We start from the raw sequence: 24,966 nt of genomic DNA, 5'->3' as shown, positions 1-24,966 counted from the left end.
ACTGCCGGGTCGCTTCTTTTCCAGGACGTCCGCCCGATCCCATTTCCGCCGCCGGTGCGGGTCCGCTTCCGGACGAGACCGGCAACCGGGGGGTTCATGAGTACCGTCTATCTTGCCATTCTGGCCGCCGCCGCGCTGGTCGCCTTCCTGGCCGGGCGCGGCCGGGTCGTGGCCATGCAGGTGGCCGGCGGGCCGAAGTTCCACTCGCTGCCCGGCTATCATGGCTGGTGGGTCGCGATCGCAGTCGCCGCGCCGATGATCGGCCTCTTCGCGCTCTGGTCGCCGCTGGCGCCGATCGCGATCGAGCATTCCGTTCTGGCGTCCCTTCCGCCGTCCCTGCAGCCGGCCGACGACCTCGCGCGTGCCACCCTGCTGCGCGAGATCCACAACGTTGCCGCCGGCAGCTTCGCGGGCGAGCCGCGGCCCGAGATCGCCGCCGCCGCCGGCCATCTGACGACCTGGACGACCCTGGCCGACTGGAGCCGGCTGATCGTCGGCCTCCTGCTCGGCGCGCTCGGCGCGCGCTATGCGCTGCAGCAGATTCAGCCCGGCTTCCGGTCCCGGACCCTGGTCGAGCGGGTCGTCCTGTGGATCATGATCGGCTGCTCGACCGTGGCGATCCTGACCACGGTCGGCATCGTCTCGTCGGTCCTGTTCGAATCCCTGCGCTTCTTCGCCCGCTATTCCTGGTTCGACTTCCTGTTCGGCCTGCAATGGTCGCCGCAGACCGCGATCCGGGCCGATCAGGTCGGCCAGTCCGGCGCTTTCGGGGCGGTGCCGCTCTTCGCCGGCACGGCGCTGATCATGCTCATCGCCATGTGCGTGGCGGTCCCGATCGGGCTGTTCTCGGCCATCTACATGGCCGAATACGCCTCGCCGCGGGTGCGTGCCGTGGCCAAGCCGGTGCTCGAGGTGCTGGCCGGCGTTCCGACCGTGGTCTACGGCTTCTTCGCCGCCCTGACCATGGCGCCGCTGATCCGCGAGGCCGGGCATGCCGTCGGCCTCCAGGTCGCCTCCGAATCCGCGCTCGCCGCCGGTCTGGTGATGGGCGTGATGATCATCCCCTTCGTGTCGTCGCTGTCCGACGACATCATCAACGCGGTGCCGCAGGCCCTGCGCGACGGCTCCTATGCGATGGGCGCGACCAAGTCGGAAACCATCCGCAAGGTCGTGCTGCCGGCGGCGCTGCCGGGCATCGTTTCGGCGGTCATGCTGGCGGTCAGCCGCGCCGTCGGCGAGACCATGATCGTGGTCATGGCCGCGGGCCTCTCCGCCAACCTGACCTTCAATCCGCTCGAAGCCGTGACCACCGTCACGGTGCAGATCAAGACGCTGCTGGTCGGCGACCAGGAATTCGACAGTGCCAAGACGCTGTCGGCCTTCGCGCTCGGCTTCGTCCTCTTCTTCTTCACGCTGGCGCTGAACGTCATCGCGCTCCGGGTCGTCCAGAAGTACAGGGAACAGTATGACTGACGTTCTCGCCAATTCGGCCGGCTCGCGCGTGATCGATGTCACGTCCGATGCCGCCCGCGCCCGCATCAAGGCGCGGTATCGTGCGGAAGGCCGCTTCCGTGCCTACGGACTCGTCGCCGTCGGCTTCGCCGCCCTGTTCCTGGTCTTCCTGCTCACCGACATCGTCCTCAAGGCCTTGCCGGCCTTCACCAGCTACAACCTGGTGCTCGATGTGCCGGTGACGGCCGAGACGATCGATCCGAAGGGCACCCGCGATCCGGCCGAATTCGGCCAGTCGGGCGACTTCACCAAGGCGGTGCGCGATGCCCTGTCGCTGGTCGTGCCGAGCATGTCGGACCGCAATGCGCGCCGCCTTCTGAACGGCGCGATCTCCTCCGGCGGCTCCGACGAACTGCGCCGGCGCGTCATGGCCGATCCCAGCCTGATCGGCAAGACCGTCTCGGTTCCGGTCCTGGTGACCGACGAGGCCGACCTCTACTACAAGGGGCTGGTCACGTCGAAGACGGCCCATTCGGGCGCCGGCATCGCCACGCCGTCGGCCACCACCGGCGCCGTGACCATCTTCTCCACGTCCAATGCCTTCGCGGAGGACGTGCAGATCCTGAAGCAGACATTGCGCCGGATGGGCGACGAGGCGCTGCGCGATGCCGGGCGGGCCAGCCTCGCCCTGAAATCCTCGGAAGCCGACCGGCGTCATGCGATCGAGCAGGCCGCGGCCGCCAAGGCGAGCGGCGATGCCGGGCGCATCGCCACCACCGAGGGGCAGCTGGCCAAGATCGAGGCCGACGTAGCCACGCTCGGCCGCCGCGTTGCCGAACTGACGGCCACCGGCAACGGCCTGATCAAGCGCTTCGAGCAGACCGGCGCGCTGGAGACGCTGGACACCTCGATGCCCTCGCTGCTGATCGGCATCAACGGCGGCATGGTCCGGGTCAACCGGATCGGCAACGATCGGATCGAAGGCGAGGTGCTGGTGCCGCTCGCCTCCACCGCCGATGCTGCGGCCGGCACCTGGACGCGCGAGATTCTGGCCACCCCGGAATCGAACCGCAAGCTTCAGGACAAGCAGGTCGCGGTGCTCGAAGTGCTGCGCGACAAGGGCGTGGTGCAGAGCAGCTTCAACACCCGCTTCTTCACCGGCGGCGACAGCCGCGAGCCCGAACTGGCCGGCATTCTCGGTGCCCTGGTCGGCTCGGCGCTGACCATGCTGGTAACCCTGGTCATCTGCCTGCCGCTCGGCGTCGGCGCGGCCGTCTATCTCGAGGAATTCGCGCCGAAGAACAAGATGACGGAGATCATCGAGGTCAACATCAACAACCTCGCCGCGGTCCCGTCGATCGTGTTCGGCCTGCTCGGCCTGGCGGTGTTCCTGAATGCCTTCGCGCTGCCGCGTTCGGCGCCGCTGGTCGGCGGCCTGGTTCTCGCCCTCCTGGTCCTGCCGACCATCATCATCGCCAGCCGTGCGGCCCTGAAGGCCGTGCCGCCGTCGATCCGCGAAGCCGCTCTCGGGGTCGGCGCCTCGAAGCAGCAGGCCGTGTTCCACCACGTGCTGCCGCTGGCCATGCCGGGCATCATGACGGGCACGATCATCGGCATGGCGCATGCCCTGGGCGAAACCGCGCCGCTCTTGATGATCGGCATGATCGCCTTCATCGTCGACGTGCCGACCAGCGTGGTCGAGGCCGCCACCGTCCTGCCGGTTCAGGTCTTCCTCTGGGCCGACCTGCCCGAAATCGCCTTCCAGGCAAAGACTGCCGCCGCCATCCTGGTCCTGCTCGGCTTCCTGTTCGTGATGAACGGCCTGGCGATCGTGGTGCGCAAGAGGTTCGAACGCCGCTGGTGAGTGACCGCCCGCAAACGGCACTGCCGACCGGAGACTGAAGTGATGGACATCATGGCCGACAACGTGACGAGTGCGACGATCGAGCGAAAGCCGAAGGTCGTGGCCCGCGACGTCAATGTCTACTACGGCGAGAAGCACGCCCTGAAAGGCGTCTCGATCGACATCCCCGAAAAGAGCGTGACGGCCTTCATCGGACCGTCGGGCTGCGGCAAGTCGACCTTTCTGCGCTGCATCAACCGCATGAACGATACCATCTCGACGGCCCGCATCGAGGGCAAGATCGAGATCGACGGCAAGGACATCTACGATCCCGCGCTCGACGTGGTCCAGTTGCGCGCCCGCGTCGGCATGGTGTTCCAGAAGCCGAACCCGTTCCCGAAGTCGATCTACGAGAATGTCGTCTACGGACCGCGCATCCACGGCATCGCCCGGTCTAAGTCGGACCTCGACGAGATCGTGGTGTCCAGCCTGCAGAAGGCCGGGCTCTACGAAGAGGTCAAGGATCGTCTCGACGATTCCGGCACCAGCCTCTCCGGCGGCCAGCAGCAGCGCCTGTGCATCGCCCGGGCGATCGCGGTCGGCCCCGAAGTGATCCTGATGGACGAGCCCTGCTCGGCGCTCGACCCGATCGCCACCGCGCGCATCGAGGAACTGATCGACGAGCTGCGCTCGAACTTCACGATCATCATCGTGACCCACTCGATGCAGCAGGCCGCGCGCGTCTCGCAGAAGACCGCCTTCTTCCATCTCGGCGTGCTGGTCGAGGAAGGCCCGACCGACCAGATCTTCACCAAGCCGCGCGACAAGCGCACCCAAGATTACATCACCGGCCGGTTCGGCTGAGACCATTCGAGGATCTGCCCCCATGGCCGAACATACCGTTCGCTCCTACGACCAGGAATTGAAGATGCTGGCCGGCAAGATCGCCGAGATGGGCGGCCTTGCCGAAGGGCTGGTCGCCGACAGCGTCACCGCCCTGGTCCGCATGGACACCGCCCTCGCCCAGAAGGTCATCCTGACCGATGTGCGGCTCGACCGGCTGCAGCGCGAGGTCGAGGAGAAGGCGATCCTGATCATCGCCAAGCGCCAGCCGATGGCGATGGACCTGCGCGAGATCGTGGCCGCCCTGCGCATTTCGAACGACCTGGAACGGGTCGGCGACATGGCCAAGAATATCGGCAAGCGCGTCATCGCCATCAACACCAACTTCGGCGCCAAGAAGCTGGTCATCGGCGTCGAGCACCTGGCCGACATCGCGCTCGAGCAGTTGAAGGACGTGCTCGACGCCTTCACGGCGCGAGACGACGAGCGGGCCCTGCAGGTGCGCAAGCGCGACGACGAGATCGATGCGCTCTACACGTCGCTGTTCCGCGAACTCCTCACCTACATGATGGAGGATCCGCGCAACATCACCATCTGCACGCATCTTCTGTTCTGCGCCAAGAATATCGAGCGGATCGGCGATCACGCGACCAATATCGCCGAAACCGTCCACTATGTGGTCACCGGCGAACAGCTGATCGAGGACCGTCCGAAGGGCGACACCTCGCATCTGGTCAGCGTCGAACCGGCCGACTGACGGTCCAGGCGCGCCGGGATGGCGGACGGCCTCAGGCGGCCCGTCATCCCGGCGACCCGACAGCCCGGCGGCGGGTTCCGGAAGCGAGGCTGCCGGCGCGCGGCCGGACCCACCGGCCGCCGCGTGTTCGGCCGCGCCGGGCCGCGCGCGGAACGCCATGGGCGCGCGCCGGTCGAACGGCGGGCGGTCGGACGCGGACGGGTCGGCAGGAGCGCCGCATTTCTTTGGAGAGACTTGCGGCGTCCGAGCGGTCTGGCAGACCGCGGCGCAGCCGGCCTCGAACGGCATCCGCGGATGCCGTCTTGACAATTCTTGACTGCGCAAGGCCGCAAAGGACCGATGCTGCTCGCTCGGGGGCCGCCTTGCCTTGGGAGACCCTTTCGCATGGCCCGCGTTCTGATCGTCGAGGACGAAGAACCCCTGAGCATGCTGCTGCGCTACAATCTCGAAGCCGAAGGCTATTCGGTCGAGACCTGCGCGCGGGGTGATGAGGCCGATACCCGCCTGAAGGAGACGACGCCGGACCTGCTCCTGCTCGACTGGATGCTGCCGGGCCTGTCCGGGATCGAACTGTGCCGCCGCCTGCGCAATCGGCCGGAGACCGAGCGGCTGCCGATCATCATGCTGACGGCGCGCGGCGAGGAATCCGAACGGGTGCGCGGTCTCGCGACCGGGGCCGACGACTATGTCGTGAAACCCTTCTCGGTGCCGGAACTGATGGCGCGCGTCCGCGCGATGCTGCGCCGTTCCAAGCCGGAACTGATCTCGACCCTGCTCAAGGCCGGCGATCTGGAGCTCGACAAGGAGACCCACCGCGTCCGCCGCGGCGGTCGCGAGATCCATCTCGGCCCGACCGAGTTCCGCCTGCTCGAATTCCTGATGTCGTCGCCCGGCCGCGTCTTCTCGCGCGAGCAACTGCTCGACGGCGTCTGGGGCCGGGACGTCTATGTCGACGAGCGCACCGTCGACGTCCATGTCGGCCGCCTGCGCAAGGCCATCAATCGCGGCCGCGAGAAGGACCCGATCCGCACCGTCCGCGGCGCCGGCTACGCCTTCGACGACCAGTTCACCGCCGCGGCGTAGGAACTGTCAGCAAATGGCCGCGGGCATAGGCGGACGGCCGCGATATGTGCGAATCCGTGGCCGCTGCCGACGGTCTTGTCAAAGCGGCTGGCGGGACGGCGCCCCTTTTTCAGCCTGTTGAAGCATCCCTCGATCTGGTTCCCCCGCACGTAGATGCCGTCGTCGATCCCAGACGAGCAGCCTCCGCTCCGGCGCTTGGAACCGGATGGTATGTACCTGGCGGGCGATAGGGCTGGTGATGTCCGGGATCAGTCTCCGGGGGAATTCGTCCATGAAAATGATCCGGTCGAGACAGACTTCCGGGAAGGACCGGCAGAATCCGTCAAGGAGCGCCAAGCTGGGTTGCCTCGCTGGTCCAGGTTCCCACGGCGCGGTTCGAATGCAGAAGCGGACGCCAATCTTGGCGAATTCTTTGCCGGCTTACAAATACATGGATCAGGGTGCGACCGGCCAGCCGCAGCAGTCAATCCGCGGATTTTTAACCGGCCACGCGGGGATCTTCGAACGAAAAAGGGGGGCGCCTTCCGCTTTCGGGAACGGAATGGCCTTGTGAGCCTGAACTTGCCGTCCGCCAGCACTGTAATAAAGGTCCTCTGCGACGCGCCCTCCCGGGGGAATGGCGGAATGGCCGGCACGGATTGAACCGAGGGGCATCGGCAGGCGCGATCATGCGCTCGCCAGTTCTCGCCATCGGCTCGGCGCCATGCCACTCCAGCGCTCGAATGCCCTTGAGAAATGGGCGGGGTCGCCATAGCCGAGCCGGGCGGCGATTTCTGTAATCGTGCACTCGGTCCCCCGCAGCAGCGCGATGGCGCGGCGTTGGCGTGTGTCGCGCAGCAGGTCCGCGAAGCTTAGCCCGAGGCCGCTGAGTTGTCGTTGCAGCGTCCGCCGCGACAGGCCGACCTTGCGCACCACGTCGCCGAGGTTGATGCTCCCCCCGAGCAGGCCGAGCTCGATCAGGACGCCGATCTGGCCGGCGAGGTCGTGCGGGGCCGGAATGTCGAAGATGCGCGCCAATTCCTCTGCGCCGAGCCCGGCCGATGCGCCAAGCTTCGGATTGACCGCCATCAGCAGCTGCTCGCCAAACACGATCGCGCCCGGCGCGTCGCCGGTCACCGTTTCCGTGCCCATCTGCTCGCCGACGCCGAATCTCGGACCCGAGGGCAGGCCGCCGATCAACACCCGGCTGGGAAGCCAGCGCGGCCCGGCGAAATGCCGCGCGACGGCAATCATATACCAGAGCGCCAGCATCTCGTTCTGCGGCCGGCCCTCGGTGGCCGCATCCGCAGGCTCATAGGACCAGTACACCTCGCTGCCGACCCGGCGCATCGTCAACGCGGTCGCGCTTTGCAGCATGTGCGGCAGGCTCAGTCGCGCCCGATCCATCGCCTCCAGCAAGGTCGGCGCCTGTGTGACCCAGCGCCCGTAGATGCCGAGGCCGGCGATAGTGGTCTGCCGCCCGAGCCGCGCACCGAAAGCATGGTCGCCGAGTTCGCGTGCCGCCTGGGCGAGCAGGCCGAAGTGATCGCGCAACGGCAGCAGGGTGTCCGGCGCGCCGAGGAGGGCGAGCGGGAGTTCGGCCCGGCGGAAGACGCGCGTGATCGACCCGCCGCTCGCGGCCACCACGTCCGCGATCGGCCCGAGTGTACTTGCGCGGGTGTAGGCGGTCGGTCGCATCTGCCCTCGCGCGCCAAAAGGCGGTCGATTTCGGCACGTTACGGCAAGCGGACGCTGCGCAGCAATCCTAGCATCGATCCCGTGGTCCACGAAGTCCACCGAGGATGCGGCCGGCGCGGGACCCGGGAAGGGAAAACCCATGTGCCTCAATTGCATGAACGGATCATTCTGGTCGTGGCCGATCGACGCTGCAGGATTGTCACGGCGCGGACTTCTGCGGGCCGGGGCCCTGGGCGTCGCACTGCCTCTATTTGCCGCCACCGTGGGACGGGCGTCGGAGACGCCCGCGTCGGCAGTGGGCGACTTCGCCGCTGCGGTCGAGGACCTCGTGGCGCGCGCGCACTCATCGGAACTGGCGGCCCACCGGGTCTTCGCGATCGATGGGCGCGACCTGCCGTGGATGGATCTTGGCTTTACGGCGCACAAGGGCCAGCAGGTCACCTTCCTGGTCACAGGCCGGCTCTGGGTGGCCCGGCCGTTCGACCTCTGGTTTCCGGCCGGCCTCGTCTTCCATGCCCGCAGTCGCGGACGCGCGCCCATCCACAGCCCCGGCCTCGACACGGGGACCATGACCGCCATGTATGACGGCCCGGTCGAGGTCGCGCGCTCTGCGGGCGAGTTCGCGGACGACTCGGGCCGGCTCTGGACGCCCGAGGCGGCGTATCGTGGGCAAGAGGTCCGAATTGACGGAGTGGCCCTGGTATGGAATGGCGACGCGATCGCCGGGCTTGAAAGCCTGTTGCGCCACGGCGATGTCGGGGGCCTCGTTGCCGCAGAGATCGCGCGCCTGAAGCGGGGCCGGAGGCTGCCCGACGGGTGGCAGGATCGCCTCGGCTTCGGCGCCGGCGCCGAGAGCTTCGAGCGGACAGCCGAGGGCGAGATCGCCTGCGACTGCACTGGCCGTGCCTCGATCATCGAACGTCCGCTTTCCGCCGCCTTCGCGGCTCACCCAAAGCTCTCCTGGCGCTGGCGGATGGACGTGCTGCCGTCGGCGGTGGCGGAGGATCAGGCGCCGTTTCACGACTACCTGTCGATCGGCGTGAAGTTCGAAGACGGCCAGGATCTGACCTATCTCTGGAGCGCCGCGCTGCCGGCCGGCAAGGTGTTCCGCTGCCCGCTTCCCGGCTGGAGTGCGATCGAGACGCATATGGTGCTCGAAACCGGCACCGGGGCCGCGGGGTGGCGATCCTTTGAGCGCGACCTCGCTGCCGACTATGCCGAACATATTGGCGGTACGGCTCGCGGGATCAGCCATGTCTGGCTCCTGGCCATCACACCGTTCCAGCGCCGCCGCGGTGCCTGCCGCTATGCCGACATCCGACTTGTGACGACGGACGGAACGGACGTGCGGCTCTAGCAAGCTGTCCGAGACATCGGGGCGCCGCTCGGCCCCGTCGGGAGCCATGCTTCCTTCCGGCGAGGGAGGCGGGGCGGGGATTGGCCGAAGAGACGGGAGTGCTGTTCGGCTGTGCGGAACTTGAGGCCCGGGGGCGTCGCGATCCTCCGCCGAGGATGATCCCGCAGCTCGCGAACGGTGCGCCGCCGGATCTGCAGGCGGGCTTCTCCGCGGGGTAGGCCGGTATCCATCAAGGCCGTGATGTCTCGGGGTCCCTCATGCAGAGCCGATCCCGCATCGGCTGGCCGCGACGATATCCCTGTCGTGCGAAGGCGCCTTCCGGGTGCCTGGAAAAAGCGGCCGCCTTCGCAGGAAGGCGGCCGCAAGGCGCGCAGTCTGGGAGGGAGTACGCAGCACAGGCGGTGTGCGGCCGGGCCCTTCGGGTCCCCGGCCGCCGATCGGGAACTCACGCGGCGCCGGCGATCCGGCGGTCGGTCCGGCGGCGGTCGGCGACCGGCTGATAGGCCATCCGGGCATGGTAGCCGCAATAGGGAATGCCGGCTTCGGAGCGGCGGGCGCAGAAGTGGAAGCCGTCGCTGCCCGGATCGCCGACCGGCCATTTGCAGGTCTGCTCGGTCAGCTGCAGGATCGAGGCGTTGTTGATCAGGGGCGCGTCGGACAGGGAATAGACCTTCGGCTGGGTGGACGGCTGCGGCCGGGCTGCCGGCACGATGTCGGCTTTCAGGGCGGTGGCTCCGATGGTGATCGGCGTCGGGGCGGTCGGCCGGTGCGGCCGGGGCGGCGGCGCCGCGACGGGCTTCTTCGGACGCTGGGCGGTCTGCGGGGCGGGTGCCTTGGCGCGACCCGACAGGCCGAGACGGTGAACCTTGCCGATCACCGCATTGCGGGTGACGCCGCCCAGTTCCGCCGCGATCTGGCTGGCGCTCAGACCGTCGGACCAGAGCTTCTTGAGAAGTTCGACCCGTTCGTCTGTCCAGGAAATCATCGTCGCTCCTCGTTCTTTCTGTTTTCGGACGTCAGAATCCGGCACCATCCGGGCGCAAACCCGCCGATGGTCGACTTGACGCTTTGACTGGGAACAACTCGCAGACCGCTCGGTCGCCGCACGAGATGTCGTGTTTAATGACCGTTAACCTACACCACCCCTAGACTCTGCATCAACCGGTCCCAGGCAGTGAGTTGGGGATCGTTTGGGCGTTTTCCCCAGGTGAGTCCGAATTGCCACAGATTCTCGGCGGCAAATACGCGTTAGTACCGGGATTTCTCGTGTGAAATCAGAGTTGCCGGCGAATTGACGCTGCTCTGTGACTGCCGAACCTGTCATCTTCAGGTCGTCGGTGCCGCGCCGTTGACAGAACTGCTCGAAAAACCGCATAATTCCCGAATATCCGACGTGCCGCCGAAGAGGCGGCACGTTTCGTTTCAGGCCTTGCCCGGCACTGATGCGCCCTTGCTGCGCAGCCGGTGGCGGGCGGCGAGCGGAGCCGGATGCGACCGTGCCGCAGGACCGAGGGTCGCGGCGCCCCGAATGCTGAAAGGAACATACCATGAGCCAGTCCGCACTCTACGCCACCTTCGCTCGGGCGGACGTGGCGTTCGAGCGAGGCGAGGGCTCGTGGCTCTATACGGCCGACGGCGATGCCTATCTCGACATGATGGGCGGCGTGGCGGTCAACGCGCTCGGCCATGCCCATCCGCGTCTCGTCGCCGCGCTCAAGGCCCAGGCGGAAAAGCTCTGGCATGTCTCCAACGTGTTCCGGATTCCGGAGCAGGAGGCGGTCGCCGAGAAACTCGCCGACCTGACCTTCGCCGACCGCGTCTTCTTCTGCAATTCGGGCGCCGAGGCGCTCGAATGCGCCATCAAGACGGCCCGGCGCTATCATTTCGTCAACGGCCGCCCGGAACGGGTCCGGATCGTCACCTTCGAAGGAGCCTTCCACGGCCGCACGCTGGCCACCCTCGCGGCCGGCGGCCAGGAGAAGTATCTGGAGGGCTTCGGTCCGAAGGCCGGCGGCTTCGATCAGGTTCCGTTCGGCGATCCTGAGGCGCTCGACGCCATCATCGGGCCGGAAACGGCGGCGATCCTGGTCGAGCCGATCCAGGGCGAGAGCGGCGTGCGCCCGGTCGAGCCGCAGATGCTGCGCCATCTGCGCGAGCTGTGCGACCGGCACGGCCTGCTCCTGGTGTTCGACGAGGTCCAGACCGGCATGGGGCGGACCGGCAAGCTGTTCGCCCACGAATGGGCCGGCGTGACGCCTGACGTGATGGCGGTCGCCAAGGGCATCGGCGGCGGGTTCCCGCTCGGCGCCTGCCTGGCGACCGAGGCGGCGGCGGCCGGCATGACGGCCGGCACGCATGGCTCGACCTTCGGCGGCAACCTGCTCGCCATGGCGGCGGCCGGCACGGTGATCGACGTGGTCGCCGAGCCCGAATTCCTCGAGGCGGTGCGTGCCAAGGGCCTGCGCCTGAAGCAGAAGCTCGCCGGCCTGGTCGATACCCATCCGGAGGTGTTCGAGACCGTGCGTGGCGAGGGGCTGATGATCGGCCTGAAATGCCGCAAGCCGGCCGGCGAGGTCGTCGCGGCCATGCGGGCGCGCAAGCTGCTCTGCGTCGGCGCCGGCGACAACGTGATCCGTTTCCTGCCGCCGCTCACGATCAGCGAGGCAGAGATCGACGAAGCCGTCCATCGGGCCGATGCGGCCGCGACGGACATCGAGGCGGCCAGCCGGAAGGGAGCCGCGGCGTGACGGCGAAGCACCCCAAGCGGGATTTTATCGATCTCACCGATATCGGCGCGGCCGATCTGCGGGTCATCATCGACGAGAGCAAGCGGCTCAAGGCGGAGCGCCGCGGCGCGCGGCGCGGCGAGGGGCCGCTCGCCGGCAAGGTGCTGGCGATGATCTTCGAGCGGCCGTCGACCCGCACCCGCGTCTCCTTCGACGTGGGCATGCGCGAGCTCGGCGGCGAGACGCTGATGCTGACCGGCGAGGAGATGCAGCTCGGTCGCGGCGAGTCCATCGCCGACACCGCGCGCGTCCTGTCGCGCTATGTCGATGCGATCATGATCCGCATCCTCGACCACAATGCGTTGGTCGAACTGGCCAGCAACGCGACCGTGCCGGTCGTCAACGGCCTGACCAAGTTCTCGCATCCCTGCCAGATCATGGCCGATGTGCTGACCTTCGAGGAGCATCGCGGGCCGATCGCCGGGCGCACCGTCGCCTGGACGGGCGACACCAACAACGTGCTCACCTCCTGGATCCATGCGGCCGCGCGCTTCGATTTCAAGCTGCGCGTGGCGACGCCGCCGGAACTGGCGCCGCGCATGGATATCGTCGGCTGGGCGCGCAAGAACGGCGCCAGCGTCCATCTGACCGCCGACCCCTACGAGGCGGTCGAGGGGTCGGATTGCGTGATCACCGACACCTGGGTGTCGATGGGCGACGACGAGAGCGAGCGCCGGCACAATCTCCTGAAGCCCTATCAGGTCGACGGGCGGTTGATGCGCGCGGCCAACAAGGACGCCATCTTCATGCATTGCCTGCCGGCGCATCGCGACGAGGAGGTCACCGAGGAGGTGATCGACGGGCCGCAGTCGGTGGTGTTCGACGAGGCCGAGAACCGCCTCCATGCCCAGAAAGGCATTCTGGCCTGGGTCATGGGTACGGCCGGCGCGTGAACCGAGGCCGCCGGCCGCGGCGGTCCGGTATCGGCGGGGCCGGGCCTCGGCGATCCGCGATGCCGGCGCAAGGCATGGCCGACGCTCCGCGACCGGTGGGCTTCCGATCCGCCGGCAAGCCCCCATATAGGGGCGAATACGGCCCCGGGACGGGATCCGCGTCGGCTTCGACGCCTCCTGTTCCGGCGGCGCCCCCAGGCCGCAGTGTCCCGCTGCCGACCGCCCTTCCGGACCTGTTCGCATGACCGACACAACCTTCGCCAGCCGCCCCCCGCAGGAGGGCGCAGACGACACCGTGCAGCCCTTCGCGGTTTCCGCCCTCGACGTGCGCGGCCGCGTGGTCCGGCTCGGCCCGGCCCTCGACGCGATCCTCGATCGTCATGCCTATCCGAAGCCGGTCTCCCAACTGCTCGGCGAGGCCGTGGCGCTGACCTGCCTGCTCGGCTCGTCGTTGAAGTTCGACGGCCGCTTCATCCTGCAGACCCGCACCGACGGCCCGGTCTCGATGCTGGTCGTCGACTACCAGACGCCCGACCGCATCCGCGCCTGCGCGACCTTCGATCGCGCGGCGGTGGAGACGATGACGGCGGAGGGCCGGGCGAGCACGGTGGCCCTGCTCGGTCGCGGTCATCTGGCCATGACGGTCGACCAGGGCGCGGAGATGAACCGCTACCAGGGTGTCGTCGCGCTCGACGGCGCGACCCTGGAGGAGGTCGCGCATGCCTATTTCGCCCAGTCGGAACAGATCCCGACGCGGGTGCGCCTCGCCGTCGCCGAGATGCTGACGCGCGAGCCGGGCCAGCCGCCGCGGCATGCCTGGCGGGCCGGCGGCATCCTCGTCCAGTTCCTGCCGGAAAGTCAGGATCGCATCCGCCAGCGCGACCTTGCGCCCGGCGATGCGCCCGAGCCCGGCCGTCCGGAGGAGTTCTCCGACGACGACGCCTGGGTCGAGGCGCGCTCGCTGGTCGAGACGGTCGAGGATCTCGAACTGATCGATCCGGCCCTGTCGTCCGAGCGGCTGCTGTTCCGCCTGTTCCACGAGCGCGGCGTGCGCGTGTTCGAGACCCAGACGGTGCAGGACCGCTGCCGCTGCACGCGCGACGCGGTCACCGGCATGCTCGATCAGTTCTCCGCCGAGGAAATCGCCGACATGACCGTCGACGGCGCGATCGTCGTCACCTGCGAGTTCTGCAACACGCGCTACCACTACGACCCGGCGAGCCTGAAGAACTACGCCGGGACCGCGGAGGCGTGACAGCCGGGAGAGCGGTTCGGGCGGATCGAAGACGCCCGGGCCGCCGTTACCCGAAGGCCAGCTTGCCGCCGACGATGGTCAGCACGCCGGCGAGCAGGCCGCGCAGGAGGGCTTCCGGCATGCGCGGCGCGAAGTGGCTGCCGATCAGGATGCCGGGGATCGAGCCGAGCAGCAGCGAGACCAGCATGGCCCAGTCGACCGAGCCCATGGCCCAATGGCCGAGGCCGGCGGCGAGCGTCAGCGGCACCGCATGGGCGATGTCCGAGCCGACGATGCGGGCGATCGGCAGCAGCGGGTAGAGCAGCATCAGGGCCGTGATGCCGAGGGCGCCGGCGCCGACCGACGACAGCGTCACGATGGCGCCGAGCACGAGGCCGGTGAAGACGGTCAGGATCGCGGTGCGGCGCAGATCCGGCGTCTCCTTGCGCAGGCGGCTGGCGATGCTGAGCACATAGCGGCGCAGCACGAAGCTCACGGCGGTTGCGAGCAGCGCATAGCCGAGCGCCACCGAGATCAGCTTCGCGGTATCGTGGCTGTGGCCGATCCGGTGCAGAAGGAGCAGCGTCACGAGCGCGGCCGGCACGCTGCCGATCGCCAGCAGGCCGGTCACGCGCCAGTCGACGGTGCGGTTGAAGCCGTGCATCGCCGCGCCGGCCGACTTGGTGATCGCCGCATAGAGCAGGTCCGTGCCGACCGCGGTGGCCGGATGCACGCCGAACATCAGGACCAGAAGCGGCGTCATCAGCGAGCCGCCGCCGACGCCCGTGAAACCGACGAGGAGGCCGACCGCGAAGCCGGAAATCGAATAGAGCGGTTCGATCGACGACAGGTCCACGTCTGCTCCCGTTCGACCGCCGGAACCCGGCGCCGGATGGCTGGAAGGGGGCCCGTCCCGGGCCTCCGCATGACCCCCGTCCGAGGACCGGGACGGGCCGACCGGAATTCCGATCGGTCCGATCGGCTTTGTGTCCCGAGACGGGCCGAAGTTCAAGTCGGCTTCATGACGGGTCCACCGGAGTCCGGCCGCGACAAGGGTGCCGGCCGTGTCAGAAGCGCATCCCGAACGGGCCGCCGCCGCCTGCGGTCATCGACGGCGTGCCGCGCGGACGGGCCAGGATCATGCACCAGAAGGTCTTCCAGCCGGTATCGGGCTTGAACACCGAGGCGATGCCCATCTGGGTCACGTCCGCCTTGCGCAGGTTGGCATCGTGGCCGGACGAGGTCCGCCAGCCCTCGAAGGCATCCTCCAGCGTCCGATAGCCGACGCCGAGATTTTCGGCGCCGGTCGCGTAGAGATAGCCACCGTCCTTCAGCCGCTTGTCCAGGGCGCCGTAGGGCGGCAGTGCATGCGACATCTTGTCGACCGCCGCCATGGCGTTGGCATAGCGGCTGCAGATCGAGGTCAGCGTGCCGTCGAGCGAGACCGGCTGCAGGCCGCTCTTGGCCCGGTAGGCATTGGTCATGGCGACCGCCTTGGCCGGATCGACCGGCACATAGGGCCGCTTCGGATCGATCTTGATGTTGGCCCCGAAGGTGTCGCCGGCCAGGTAGTTCAGGTTGCCGCCGCAGGCGGCCAGCGGCAGCGCCGCGCCGGCGAGGCCGAAGACGCGGATCAGGCCGCGCCGGGAGAGGGCGAGTTCGAGGGTGCGGTCGGTCATGGGCACGGTTCCGTGGGGGGCGGAGCGGCGGGGGGCGGAGTGGTGGCGGCGGCGTCAGCCGGCCGGGCCGCAGAGTCGGCGGCGCCGGCCCGCGGGGCGCCGGCCAGCCGGGCCGCGAAGGCGGCGGTCTCGGCGGCGGCGAAGCGGATATTGCCCTTCAGCGTCGCCGGCGAGGATCCGCGCGGGCCGAAATCGTGGCTGCCATCCTCGACGAAGGTCACCGTGACGGCGTCGCCGAGCGCGTAGCTTTCCACTTCGGCGCGGTCGCCGAATTCGTCGCGCTCGCCCTGCAGAACGAGCGTCGGCCGGCCGACCGCGGCGAGCGGTGCGACCCGCGGATTCGTCTCGTCGGCGGGCGGATGGAACGGATAGCCGAACACGACCACGCCGGCGACCGCGTCCGTCACATCCGGGCCGGCCGCCATGACGGCGACGCGGCCGCCCATCGACTTGCCGCCGATCAGGAGCGGGGCGGCCGAACCGGCCTCCGCGCGCACGGCCTCGATCGCGGCCCGGTAGGCGTCGACCAGCGTCTCCGCCTTGGGCGGCGGGCGGCGGCGGCCGGTGCTGCGCCGCTCGGCCATGTAGGGGAACTCGAAGCGGGCGACCGCGATCGCCTCGGCGGCGAGCGCCTCGGCGAGCCGGGTCATGAAGGCGGAGTCCATCGCCGCACCCGCGCCGTGGGCCAGCAGCAGCGTCGCGCGCGGCGCGGTCTCGGGGCGGGTCCAGAGCAAGTCGGTCAAACGGAACTCCGAGGTGCCGCGCGTCATGCGCGGAAGGCCGATCGTCCGAGCCATGGCGGCGAAAGACGGCCCGGTCAAGGCCTGATCGCATCCGGGGCGGCCCGGCGCGGCTGCACGCCCGGCATGGCGGGTCAGTAATAGCCGAGCGGGAAATAGCGGAAATAGAGCTCGGCGATGGTGCCGTCCTCGGAAAGCCGGTGCAGGGCGTAGTCGAAGGCCTGCTTCAGGCGCTTGTTGCCCTTGGTCACCGAGATCCTGAGACCGTCGCCGAAATAGTTGCTCTCCAGATAGGGAGCACCGCGGAATTCGCAGCAATTGTGGCTCGCCTCGCCGAGCAGCCAGAAGCTCAGGCCGACTGCATCGCCGAAATGCACGTCGACGGTCCCGTCGCGCAAGGCATCGCGCGCCGCCGCCTCGTTCGGATAGGCGACCACGCGCGACTTCGGAAAGCTGTCGAGCACGAAGGCCTCGTGGGCCGATCCCGACACGACCGAGATCCAGCGCAGTTCGAGGCCTTCCGGCGTCGTCGTCAGGGCGGTGCCCTTCGGCGCCACGAAACGCCCTGGCATGGTCAGATAGGCGTCCGTGGTCTCCAGTTTCGTCCGCAGATCCGCCCCGATGTTCAGGCCCGCCACGATGGCGTCGCCGCGCCGCTCGCCGATCGCCGTCACCAGGTCGTCGAAGGGACGCATCTGGATGGTGCAGGCGGCCGTCAGTTCGGCGCAGATGGCGCGGGCGAGGTCGATGTTGAAGCCGGTCAGGCGGCCGCCCGAATCCAGATAGTTGAAGGGCGGAAAGTCGCCGGAGGTCAGGAATCGGATCGTGCCGAGATCGCCGGTCGGCTTCTCCGGGCGGCGCTTCGGGTCCCACAGGTTCGGCAACTGCGCCGACCCGGCCGGACGCGACGGCTTCAGCGTCGGGGCGAGCGGCTTGACATCGGCGGGCGGCGTGACAGCCGGACGCACCGGCTGGCCGGGCGCCTGCGCACCGGCCACGCCCCCAAGGCCCAGCGCGACGCTGAGGAAAAGAGCGACCTTTCGTCGAAAAATTCTGCCTTTACGGGTCATTTTCGACAAGGCAACTTCCCTGAGAAGTAGCATGATCGGTTGTATGGCACGGACAGTTCGCTCGTCCGCGACGGCGCCCTGCGGCGCTGCGAACCGGCCGATGCGGAGCCAGGGCGAAACTTAGAGAAGCGCTGCGCGGAGGGGAAGGGTGTTCGTCGGAGAGGAGCGGTTTGCGCTTTCGCAACGCCCGCCCGCCGGCTCGGGCAAGCCTGGTGGCTGGCCGGAGACCAGTGGCCGGTCTGAGCCCGGTGGCCGGTCTGAGCCCGGTGGCCGGTCTGAGCCCGGTGGCCGGTCTGAGCCCGGTGGCTGGCCGGAGACCGGAGAGCCGGAGGCTGGGCGCAGCTGGGCCGAGGCGCTGGCCGCCGTGCCGGAGCGGACAGCCTTCGAACATGACCTCCTGGTCGAACTCGGCTACGCGTCCGGCTTGGTCGCCCGCGCCGCCGCCGACGGTCGTGCCGACGGCCGGGGCGCGGCGGGCCAATTGATCGCGGTCGGCCGGCTCGATGCCGAACGCTGGTGCCGTGCCGTGTCGGTGCGGCTGGACCTGCCCTGGGCAGGCGACATTGCGCCGGACTGGCTGACCGCCGGCGCGGTGCCCCCCTCGGCCGACATCCTCCGCCTGGCCCGCGCCGCCTGGATCGAGGCGGACGGGGAGGGCCGCCTCCTGCTCGCGCCGGTCGGCCCCGACCTCGACCGGCTGGTCTGGCTGGTCCGGTCCGACCCGGACCATCGCGCCCGTCTCTTGCTGACCACGCCGGACCGGCTGCGACAGGCGCTGATCGTCCGCCACGGCCCGGCCTTGCTGCGCCGCGCGGTCGACGGACTGGCGTCCGGCCGACCGGATTGCTCGGCCCGCCGGATCGGGCCCGGCGCCCTTGCGGCGGTGCTCGCGCTGACCGGCCTGATCGTCGCATTGCCGGTCGCGGCGGCGTTCGGGGCCGGCGTGCCGATGCTGGCCGGGGCGGAACTCGCCTTCATGGCCCTCGGGCTGCTGCGCCTGACGGCGGCGCTGGCGCCCGGTCCTGTCCCGTCGCCGGCGCCGCCGAGCGAGGATCGGCTGCCGCGCTATGCCGTCCTGGTGCCGCTCTATCGCGAGGCCGGCGAGGTGCCACGGCTGTTCGCCGCCCTCGCGGCGCTGCGCTACCCGCGCCATCTGCTGCAGGTGCTGGTGCTGGTCGAGGCCGACGACGGGCCGACCGCGGCAGCGGTCGCCGCGCATCTGCCCGGCACCGGCTTCGCTATGGTGACCGTGCCGCCCGTCGCACCGCGGACCAAGCCGAAGGCGCTCGGCTACGGTCTCGCGCTGGCGGATGCCGACCTCGTCACCGTCTACGATGCCGAGGACCGGCCCGACCCGGACCAGTTGCGGATCGCGGCGGCCGCCTTCGCGGCCGGACCGCCGGATCTGGTCTGCGTCCAGGCGGCGCTGGCGATCGATCATGCGCCGGCCTCCCGGCCCTGGATCGCGCGCCAGTTCGCGCTCGAATATGCCGCCCTGTTCGACGGGCTGCTGCCGCATCTCGCCGCCGGCGGACGCTTCTTCCCGCTCGGCGGCACCTCCAACCATTTCCGGCGCGCGGCGCTGGAAGCGGCCGGCGGCTGGGACCCGCACAACGTGACCGAGGATGCCGACATCGCCGTCCGGCTTGTCCGCGACGGCGGCCGCCTCGGCGTGATCGCCTCGTCGACGCGCGAGGAGGCGCCACTGACGATTGCCGCCTGGCACGGCCAGCGCAGCCGTTGGCTGAAGGGCTGGCTGCAGACGCTGGCGGTGCACAACCGGCATCCGCTGCGCCTCTTGGCCGAACTCGGGCCGCTCGACTTCCTGCTGTTCCAACTGACCATGGCCGGGCAGTTCCTGTCCGCGCTGGTCTATCCGTTGAGCCTCGGAACCCTGGCGTTCGATGCCCTGTTCCGCGGCCAGCTTCTGGCGGATCGCGGCTTCGGCGGCGATCTGGTGCTGTCCGCCTGCCTCATCGCGCTCGCCCTCGGCATGATCGGCCCGGTCGCGCTGGCGGCGCGGGTCTCGCGCGGCGCCTGGTCGGCCGCGCGCCTGTTCGATTTCGCCACCATGCCGGTCTACTGGCTGCTGCTCTGGCCGGCGGCCGTGACCGCCCTGTTCGAACTGGTCGTCGCACCGTCGCGGTGGACCAAGACCTGCCACGGGCTCGCGGAACGCGACTTGCCTCTTGCGGAGCAGCCGGCCCGGGGGTTATCTCTGAGCTCAAGGGCGGGTGTAGCTCAGGGGTAGAGCATCGGCTTCCCAAGCCGTGGGTCGAGGGTTCGAATCCCTTCGCCCGCTCCAATTCTGCCAGAACGCGACGATTTTCGGCGGGCATGCGCGGATCCAGCCCGGCACCCCGACTATGCGCGCGCGTCGAACGGCGGCCGAGCGCCCGGTCGGCCGCGGCGGGACCGGCCAAGATTAGGGATCGGTCTGGCTGACAGGGTCCGCGACTCGTGGGATCCGTCTGGTGGGGTCCGTCGGGCTCAAATCTCGGACGGTGCGATCAGGGCCGTGTGGCGCGGCAGGTCGGTATCCTCGAACAGATCCGGATGGCGCTCGGCGAGGCGGGCAGTGGCGACCAGGATCTCGCGCAGGTGCCGGCGCATGGTCGCCTCGGCGGCTTCCGGCCGGCCGGCCGCGATGGCGTCGAGGATCGCCTGATGCTGCTCGACGAGCAGGCCCATCGGGGTGGCGTCGGGCAGGCTGAGGATGCGCATCCGGTCGGTCTGCGCGCGCGCGCCCTCCACGATCCGCCAGGCGTAATCGCAGCCGACGATATCCGAGATGGCGCGGTGGAAGGCGATGTCGGCCAGCTTGAAGCCGGCGATGTCCTCCCGGCCGGCGGTGTCGCGCTGCTCGGCCATGATCCGCTCGAGCCCGGCGATGTCGGCCGGTGCGGCCATCTCGGCGGCGCTGCGGGCGATGGCGACCTCGACGGCCTCGCGCACGAAGCGCGCATTGGCGACCTCGCGCACCGAGATCTTGACCACGAAGGTGCCGCGGTTGGGCAGGATCTGCAGGAGCCCGGCCTCCGAGAGCTTGATGAAGGCCTCGCGCACCGGCTGGCGGCTGACCCCGAAGCGGCTGGCGATGTCCTTCTCGGACAGCGCCTCGCCGGGCCGCAGCGTCATCTCGACGATGGCGTGGCGCAGCTTGGCGACCAGTTGCGGGGCGATCGGCTCGCGCAGGCTGAGGGTCGGGTCCATGGCGGCGCCCTCAATGTGCGTCGCGCTTGGCCCGCGCGACGATCTGGGTCGGGTTGACGAAGCGCAGCGCGATCAGGAGCCAGACCAGGGTGGTCAGCATGTAGATCACCGCCATCGCGTCGATCGACTGCACGGCGCGAACGCCGGCGGCGAAAACCGAATAGTAGAGCGCCACGACCAGCGTCTGGCTGCCCGGCCCGGCGGTCAGGAAGGTCAGTTCGAACATCGCGATGGTGCGCACCAGCACGAGCAGCAGCGCCGCCAGGATGCCGGGCGTCAGGATCGGCACCAGGACGTGCCTGAACACCCCGAAGGTGCCGGCGCCGAAGACCCGGGCGGCCGCCTCCAGGCGCGGATCGATCTGCTCGATGAACGGGATCATGACCAGGATCACGAACGGCACGGTCGGCACCAGGTTGGCGAGGATCACGCCGGTCAGCGTGCCGCCGAGCCCGACCTGATAGAGCACGGTCGCGAGCGGGATGCCGAAGGTCACCGGCGGCACCAGGATCGGCAGCAGGAACAGCACCATGACCAGCCGTTTGCCCGGGAATTCGCGCCGCGCCATCGCGTAGGCGGTCGGCACGCCGATCAGGCCGGACAGGAACACGACCGCGAACACGACCTGGAAGGTGACGGTCAGCACGTCGCCGAGCTGGAATTCGTCCCAGGCGGAGAAATACCACTTGGTGGTGAAGCCGGCCGGCAGCCAGGTGCCGAGCCAGCGCGTCGCGAAGGAACTGGTCACCACCGACCCGATCAGGCCGGCGAGGTTGATCAGGAACAGGATCACCACCGACCAGACCGCGAAGGCCCAGATCCGTGCCGTGAGCGAGGTGTCCTTCGGCATGGGTCAGCCCTTGGCGGCGGCGACGGGGCCGCGATAGAGGAGCGATCGGAGGCCGAGCACCAGCGCGACCACGCCGAGCTGGGTCAGGCCCATGATCATCGCGATGGCCGACGCCATGGCGTAGTCGTATTCCTCGGTCGCCGCCTGGTAGGCCGCGATCGAGATCACGCGCGTCGCGCTCGACGGGTCGCCGACCAGCACCGCCGAGGGCAGCACCGAATAGGCCTGCACGAAGGACAGGCAGAAGGTGATGGCGAGCCCGGGCAGCAGCAGCGGCAGGAACACTTCGCGGAAGCGGTTGCGCGCATTGGCGCCGAGCGTCGCCGCGGCCTGCTCCAGCGACGGGTCGATGCCGGTCACGTAGGAGAGCGTCAGCAGGAAGGTGAACGGGAAGCCGGTGATCACCAGGCTGATGAACACGCCCCAGTAGTTGTTGACCAGCTTGACCGGACTGGAGATCAGGCCGGCCAGCATCAGCACGCGGTTGAACCAGCCCTGCGGGCCCAGATAGAAGATCATGCCTTCGGCGACCAGCACCGTGCCGAGCGTGATCGGCAGGATCAGCAGCGTGGTCAGGAGCCGCTGCCGGCGCAGCAGGCGGACCCGGAAGGCGATCGGCAGCGCGATCAGGAGGTTGATCAGCGTCACCGGCAGGGCGAGCTTCATGGTCGTCCAGATCGTCCCGTAGAGGAACGGATCGGAGAAGAACTTCGTATAGTTGGCCAGCGCCGGGCCGGCCTTCGGGTGGAACGACAGCCACAGCCCGTACAGGAACGGGTAGATGAACAGCGCGACCACGAAGATCACGCCGGGCAGGACCAGGAGCGTGGTGCCGTCGAGGCCGCGGGCGGAGAGCCGGGCGCCGAGCGAGGGCGACTCTGTGCTCATGCGGCGGTCTCCGCGAAGACGAGCGTGCGCTCGCGCGCGCCCGACAGGCGCACCGGCGCGCCGGCCGCGAGGCGTTCGTCGGCGCTGAAATGCAGCTCCGCGCCGGAGGCCACGGCGGCGAGACCGACGAATTCATGGCCGCGATACTCGATCGCCGTGACCTTGGCGTCGACCGAGCCGGCGGCGCCGGCCCGCAGATCCTCGGGCCGCAGCGCGACCACGACGCGGCCGTCCTTCGGCGCCGGCCCCTGCAGCAGACCTTCCAGTTCGCCGCCGTCGATGGCGACCCGGACGAAGCCGCCGGCTTCGCCGACGAGACGGCCGGCGACGCGGTTGCGGTAGCCCATGAAGTCGGCCACGCCCAGATCGGTCGGACGGGCGTAGAGCTCCTCCGGCGTGCCGACCTGCCGGATCTCGCCCTCGCGCAGCACCACGATCCGGTCGGCGAGCGAAAGCGCCTCCTCCTGGTCGTGGGTCACGTAGATGGTGGTCGAGCCGAGGCTCGAATGGATGCGGCGGATTTCCTGGCGCATCTCCAGGCGCAGCTTGGCGTCGAGATTGGACAGCGGCTCGTCCATCAGCACCAGGGGCGGCTCGATCACGATGGCGCGCGCGATGGCGACGCGCTGCTGCTGGCCGCCGGACAGCTGGCCGGGCAGCTTCGCCTCCTGGCCCTGCAGGCGGACGAGCTGTACGGCGGCGGCGATGCGCCGCGCCATCTCGTCGGCGGGCGTGCCGCGCATCCTCAGGCCGAAGCCGATATTCTTGGCGATCGTCATATGCGGGAACAGCGCATAGTTCTGGAACACCATGCCGAAGCCGCGCTGTTCGGGCCTCAGCGTGTCGATGCGCCGGTCGTCGAGCATGATGCGGCCGCCCGACAGGGCGAGCAGGCCGGCGATGCAGTTGAGCGCCGTCGTCTTGCCGCAGCCGGACGGACCGAGCAGCGCGATGAACTCGCCGCGCCGGATGGTGAGCGACACGCCCTTGAGGGCGTTGAAGCCGCCGAACTCGCGCCGGATGGCTTCGAGCCGGAGTTCCTGGAAGACGGGCGTGGTCATGGAGCGTTTCGGGATCCGGAGGGAGGCGCCCCGCCGGTGCCGGCGGGATCACGGGGACGGGTCATGCGCACCGCGGCGAGCCCGCCGGCCTCGGGCCGGCGGGGCGGGTATCCAGGTCGAACGGGCGGCTGCGGCGCCGTCGCGACGCCGCAGCCGCGCCGGTCACTTCTTGCGGGAGCCGATTTCCTCGTCCCAGCGGCGGAAGGCCAGGACCATCTTGTCGGGCATCAGCGGCAGCTCGATCGGGTTGTTGGCGATCAGGTCCGCATAGGAGGCGCGGCCGAATTCCTTGATCGCCGCCTGACTGTCGGCCGGCGCCATGTCGAGGGTCACGCCGGCCACAGCCGGGCCGGGATAGAAGTAGCCCTCGTCGTAGGTATAGGCCTGCTGCTCCTTGGTGAGCAGGAAGTTCATCAGGTCGAGCAGCACGTTGAGCTTCTCGGGCGAGACGCCCTTCGGCACGCACATGTAGTGCGCGTCGGCGACCCAGCGGAAGCCCTTCAGCGCGGCGATCTCGGCATTCTTCGGTACCACGCCGAGCACGCGCGGATTGATGTCCCAGCCGGTCGTCGACACGATCATGTCGACCGAACCCTCGCCGAGCGCCTTCATGGTCGGCGTCGTGCCGGCCGGATAGGTCTCGATGGTCTCGCCGAGTTCCTTCAGATAGGCCCAGGTCTTGTCCCAGCCGCCGACCGGATCCTTCGGGTCCTTGTCGCCGAGCAGGTAGGGCAGACCCATCAGGAAGGTGCGGCCCGGGCCGGAATTGGCCGGGCGGGCATACATGAAGCGGCCCTTGTTGGCCTTGGCCCAGGCGAGCAGCTCCTCGGCCGTCTTCGGCACGGCCTTGATGCGCTCGGGCATGTATTCGAGCAGCGGGCCGGACGGATAGTAGGTGACGACCACGCCCTGGCCCTGCGCCAGGCTCTGCATCCGGAAGGCAGGCTCCAGATAGATCGCCTTCAGGTCGGGCAGATTGGCCTGCTGGGCCGGGACCAGATCGATCCAGAGCTTCTGGTCGATGCCGGCCGAGAGCACGTCGGTGCCGGTCAGGACGAGGTCGATGTCGACCCGGTTGGCGTCCTGCTGGGCCTTGATCTTGCCGGGCAGTTCGGGCGCCGGCGCCTTGCCGAAGACCACGCGCGAGACCCAGTCGGGCTTGGCCTTGCGGTAGTTCTCGATCGACTTCTGGGTCAGCGCCAGGTTGCCGGCCACGTCCATGACGTTGAGCACGACCGGCGCGGCCGGCTTGGTCGGGGCCGCGAAGGCCGGGCGGATGCCGGCGGCCGCAAATGCGGCAAGACCGGCCGACGCCTTCAGGATCTGGCGCCGGTCCATACGATCGGAATTCATTGTCGTTTCCTCCCACGGCAAAGCCGGGCATCCGTCAGGCCGCCATGGGGATATCTCCCGTCCCCCGGGGCGCCGATGCCTCTATACCACCATACAGGCTCGCCTCGACCCGTCAAGAGTGGCGGCGCAGGGCGCCATCCGGCCCCTGCGCTCCTGTCTCCCAGCCGTCCCGCACGGGCACGGCGGC

The 24,966-nt window shown here is 69.2% G+C and carries 20 protein-coding genes, 1 tRNA gene and 2 pseudogenes; 12 read left to right on the top strand and 11 right to left on the bottom strand.

All coding sequences use genetic code 11. The features are described 5' to 3' along the window. Positions 1-96 precede the first annotated feature (96 nt). The 6 genes and pseudogenes from pstC to phoB all read left to right on the top strand — a co-directional run bounded on the left by pstC (position 97) and on the right by phoB (position 5,978). Positions 97-1,473, top strand: a complete 1,377-nt coding sequence (gene pstC / locus ABB55_RS09975; protein ID WP_054358673.1) for a phosphate ABC transporter permease subunit PstC — start codon at positions 97-99, stop codon at positions 1,471-1,473. Further along, positions 1,466-1,966: pseudogene (locus ABB55_RS31225) on the top strand (DUF3333 domain-containing protein); the annotation flags it as partial. The gene pstC and the pseudogene ABB55_RS31225, both read left to right, overlap by 8 nt. Positions 1,967-2,500: 534 nt before the next feature. Continuing rightward, a pseudogene (gene pstA, locus ABB55_RS31220) lies at positions 2,501-3,316 on the top strand (phosphate ABC transporter permease PstA); the annotation flags it as partial. Positions 3,317-3,367: 51 nt separating this feature from the next. Further along, complete coding sequence (gene pstB, locus ABB55_RS09965) at positions 3,368-4,159, top strand: phosphate ABC transporter ATP-binding protein PstB (protein ID WP_152982247.1); 792 nt, start codon at positions 3,368-3,370, stop codon at positions 4,157-4,159. A gap of 22 nt (positions 4,160-4,181) precedes the next feature. Continuing rightward, entirely contained in the window at positions 4,182-4,895 is a 714-nt protein-coding gene (gene phoU / locus ABB55_RS09960; protein WP_054358670.1) for a phosphate signaling complex protein PhoU, read from the top strand. A gap of 384 nt (positions 4,896-5,279) precedes the next feature. Beyond that, positions 5,280-5,978 (top strand): phosphate regulon transcriptional regulator PhoB, encoded by a 699-nt coding sequence (phoB, locus tag ABB55_RS09955; protein ID WP_054358669.1) that lies wholly within the window; start codon positions 5,280-5,282, stop codon positions 5,976-5,978. Positions 5,979-6,644: 666 nt separating this feature from the next. Here phoB and ABB55_RS09950 read toward each other — a convergent pair. Further along, entirely contained in the window at positions 6,645-7,655 is a 1,011-nt protein-coding gene (locus ABB55_RS09950) for an AraC family transcriptional regulator (RefSeq protein WP_054358668.1), read from the bottom strand. 139 nt (positions 7,656-7,794) lie between these two features. On the opposite strand from ABB55_RS09950, the gene ABB55_RS09945 reads away from it, so the two are divergent. Beyond that, complete coding sequence (locus tag ABB55_RS09945) at positions 7,795-9,012, top strand: DUF3047 domain-containing protein (protein ID WP_054358667.1); 1,218 nt, start codon at positions 7,795-7,797, stop codon at positions 9,010-9,012. 445 nt (positions 9,013-9,457) lie between these two features. On the opposite strand, the gene ABB55_RS09940 is transcribed toward ABB55_RS09945, so the two are convergent. Continuing rightward, complete coding sequence (locus ABB55_RS09940) at positions 9,458-9,994, bottom strand: GcrA family cell cycle regulator (RefSeq protein ID WP_054361956.1); 537 nt, start codon at positions 9,992-9,994, stop codon at positions 9,458-9,460. A gap of 565 nt (positions 9,995-10,559) precedes the next feature. On the opposite strand from ABB55_RS09940, the gene ABB55_RS09935 reads away from it, so the two are divergent. The 3 genes from ABB55_RS09935 to ABB55_RS09925 all read left to right on the top strand — a co-directional run bounded on the left by ABB55_RS09935 (position 10,560) and on the right by ABB55_RS09925 (position 13,946). Continuing rightward, complete coding sequence (locus ABB55_RS09935; RefSeq protein WP_054358666.1) at positions 10,560-11,759, top strand: aspartate aminotransferase family protein; 1,200 nt, start codon at positions 10,560-10,562, stop codon at positions 11,757-11,759. Then, the gene (gene argF / locus ABB55_RS09930; RefSeq protein ID WP_054358665.1) at positions 11,756-12,691 is read left to right on the top strand and encodes an ornithine carbamoyltransferase; all 936 of its coding nucleotides are present in this window, start codon (positions 11,756-11,758) and stop codon (positions 12,689-12,691) included. The genes ABB55_RS09935 and argF overlap by 4 nt, the downstream gene beginning before the upstream one ends. A gap of 241 nt (positions 12,692-12,932) precedes the next feature. After that, positions 12,933-13,946: an Hsp33 family molecular chaperone gene (locus tag ABB55_RS09925; RefSeq protein ID WP_054358664.1), complete on the top strand. Its 1,014-nt coding sequence runs from the start codon at positions 12,933-12,935 to the stop codon at positions 13,944-13,946. A gap of 46 nt (positions 13,947-13,992) precedes the next feature. On the opposite strand, the gene ABB55_RS09920 is transcribed toward ABB55_RS09925, so the two are convergent. The 4 genes from ABB55_RS09920 to ABB55_RS09905 form a co-directional block, all read right to left on the bottom strand. Next, on the bottom strand, positions 13,993-14,781 hold the full coding sequence (locus tag ABB55_RS09920; RefSeq protein WP_054358663.1) for a sulfite exporter TauE/SafE family protein: 789 nt from the start codon (positions 14,779-14,781) through the stop codon (positions 13,993-13,995). A 211-nt stretch (positions 14,782-14,992) separates the two neighbouring features. Further along, positions 14,993-15,604 (bottom strand): CAP domain-containing protein, encoded by a 612-nt coding sequence (locus ABB55_RS09915; RefSeq protein WP_054358662.1) that lies wholly within the window; start codon positions 15,602-15,604, stop codon positions 14,993-14,995. Continuing rightward, positions 15,601-16,347: an alpha/beta family hydrolase gene (locus ABB55_RS09910; RefSeq protein ID WP_083464090.1), complete on the bottom strand. Its 747-nt coding sequence runs from the start codon at positions 16,345-16,347 to the stop codon at positions 15,601-15,603. The genes ABB55_RS09915 and ABB55_RS09910 overlap by 4 nt, the downstream gene beginning before the upstream one ends. A gap of 131 nt (positions 16,348-16,478) precedes the next feature. Continuing rightward, the gene (locus ABB55_RS09905) at positions 16,479-17,342 is read right to left on the bottom strand and encodes a transporter substrate-binding domain-containing protein (RefSeq protein WP_054358661.1); all 864 of its coding nucleotides are present in this window, start codon (positions 17,340-17,342) and stop codon (positions 16,479-16,481) included. A 436-nt stretch (positions 17,343-17,778) separates the two neighbouring features. Here ABB55_RS09905 and ABB55_RS28860 point away from each other — a divergent pair, with 436 nt between their 5' ends. Together ABB55_RS28860 and ABB55_RS09895 are read left to right on the top strand one after the other, a co-directional pair. Beyond that, positions 17,779-19,665 carry a glycosyltransferase family 2 protein gene (locus ABB55_RS28860; protein WP_083463504.1) on the top strand — a complete coding sequence of 629 codons (1,887 nt, stop codon included), beginning with the start codon at positions 17,779-17,781 and terminating at the stop codon, positions 19,663-19,665. Next, positions 19,645-19,719 (top strand) — tRNA-Gly (locus ABB55_RS09895). The genes ABB55_RS28860 and ABB55_RS09895 overlap by 21 nt, the downstream gene beginning before the upstream one ends. A 185-nt stretch (positions 19,720-19,904) precedes the next feature. On the opposite strand, the gene ABB55_RS09890 is transcribed toward ABB55_RS09895, so the two are convergent. From ABB55_RS09890 to ABB55_RS09870, 5 genes are all read right to left on the bottom strand, one after another. Continuing rightward, entirely contained in the window at positions 19,905-20,627 is a 723-nt protein-coding gene (locus ABB55_RS09890) for a GntR family transcriptional regulator (protein WP_054358659.1), read from the bottom strand. A gap of 10 nt (positions 20,628-20,637) precedes the next feature. After that, the gene (locus ABB55_RS09885) at positions 20,638-21,477 is read right to left on the bottom strand and encodes an ABC transporter permease (RefSeq protein ID WP_054358658.1); all 840 of its coding nucleotides are present in this window, start codon (positions 21,475-21,477) and stop codon (positions 20,638-20,640) included. A gap of 3 nt (positions 21,478-21,480) precedes the next feature. Then, complete coding sequence (locus ABB55_RS09880) at positions 21,481-22,365, bottom strand: ABC transporter permease (protein ID WP_054358657.1); 885 nt, start codon at positions 22,363-22,365, stop codon at positions 21,481-21,483. After that, entirely contained in the window at positions 22,362-23,426 is a 1,065-nt protein-coding gene (locus ABB55_RS09875; protein WP_054358656.1) for an ABC transporter ATP-binding protein, read from the bottom strand. The genes ABB55_RS09880 and ABB55_RS09875 overlap by 4 nt, the downstream gene beginning before the upstream one ends. Positions 23,427-23,588: 162 nt before the next feature. Then, positions 23,589-24,779 carry an ABC transporter substrate-binding protein gene (locus ABB55_RS09870; RefSeq protein ID WP_054358655.1) on the bottom strand — a complete coding sequence of 397 codons (1,191 nt, stop codon included), beginning with the start codon at positions 24,777-24,779 and terminating at the stop codon, positions 23,589-23,591. Positions 24,780-24,966 lie beyond the last annotated feature (187 nt).

It is taken from the genome of Prosthecodimorpha hirschii, from assembly GCF_001305515.1.
In the GTDB taxonomy this organism is placed as follows: domain Bacteria; phylum Pseudomonadota; class Alphaproteobacteria; order Rhizobiales; family Ancalomicrobiaceae; genus Prosthecodimorpha; species Prosthecodimorpha hirschii.
Note: the sequence above shows the minus strand (reverse complement) of the source record. Positions and strands in the feature narration are given on the sequence as shown.

Bases quoted from the DNA above. Each gene is read 5' to 3' on its own strand.
- ABB55_RS09925 (WP_054358664.1), top strand. From the start codon at position 12,933: ATGACCGACACAACCTTCGCCAGCCGCCCCCCGCAGGAGGGCGCAGAC.
- ABB55_RS09890 (WP_054358659.1), bottom strand. From the start codon at position 20,627: ATGGACCCGACCCTCAGCCTGCGCGAGCCGATCGCCCCGCAACTGGTC.
- ABB55_RS09880 (WP_054358657.1), bottom strand. From the start codon at position 22,365: ATGAGCACAGAGTCGCCCTCGCTCGGCGCCCGGCTCTCCGCCCGCGGC.
- ABB55_RS09950 (WP_054358668.1), bottom strand. From the start codon at position 7,655: ATGCGACCGACCGCCTACACCCGCGCAAGTACACTCGGGCCGATCGCG.
- ABB55_RS09870 (WP_054358655.1), bottom strand. From the start codon at position 24,779: ATGAATTCCGATCGTATGGACCGGCGCCAGATCCTGAAGGCGTCGGCC.
- ABB55_RS09915 (WP_054358662.1), bottom strand. From the start codon at position 15,604: ATGACCGACCGCACCCTCGAACTCGCCCTCTCCCGGCGCGGCCTGATC.
- ABB55_RS09885 (WP_054358658.1), bottom strand. From the start codon at position 21,477: ATGCCGAAGGACACCTCGCTCACGGCACGGATCTGGGCCTTCGCGGTC.
- pstC (WP_054358673.1), top strand. From the start codon at position 97: ATGAGTACCGTCTATCTTGCCATTCTGGCCGCCGCCGCGCTGGTCGCC.
- ABB55_RS09945 (WP_054358667.1), top strand. From the start codon at position 7,795: ATGTGCCTCAATTGCATGAACGGATCATTCTGGTCGTGGCCGATCGAC.
- ABB55_RS09875 (WP_054358656.1), bottom strand. From the start codon at position 23,426: ATGACCACGCCCGTCTTCCAGGAACTCCGGCTCGAAGCCATCCGGCGC.
- phoB (WP_054358669.1), top strand. From the start codon at position 5,280: ATGGCCCGCGTTCTGATCGTCGAGGACGAAGAACCCCTGAGCATGCTG.
- pstB (WP_152982247.1), top strand. From the start codon at position 3,368: ATGGCCGACAACGTGACGAGTGCGACGATCGAGCGAAAGCCGAAGGTC.
- ABB55_RS09935 (WP_054358666.1), top strand. From the start codon at position 10,560: ATGAGCCAGTCCGCACTCTACGCCACCTTCGCTCGGGCGGACGTGGCG.
- phoU (WP_054358670.1), top strand. From the start codon at position 4,182: ATGGCCGAACATACCGTTCGCTCCTACGACCAGGAATTGAAGATGCTG.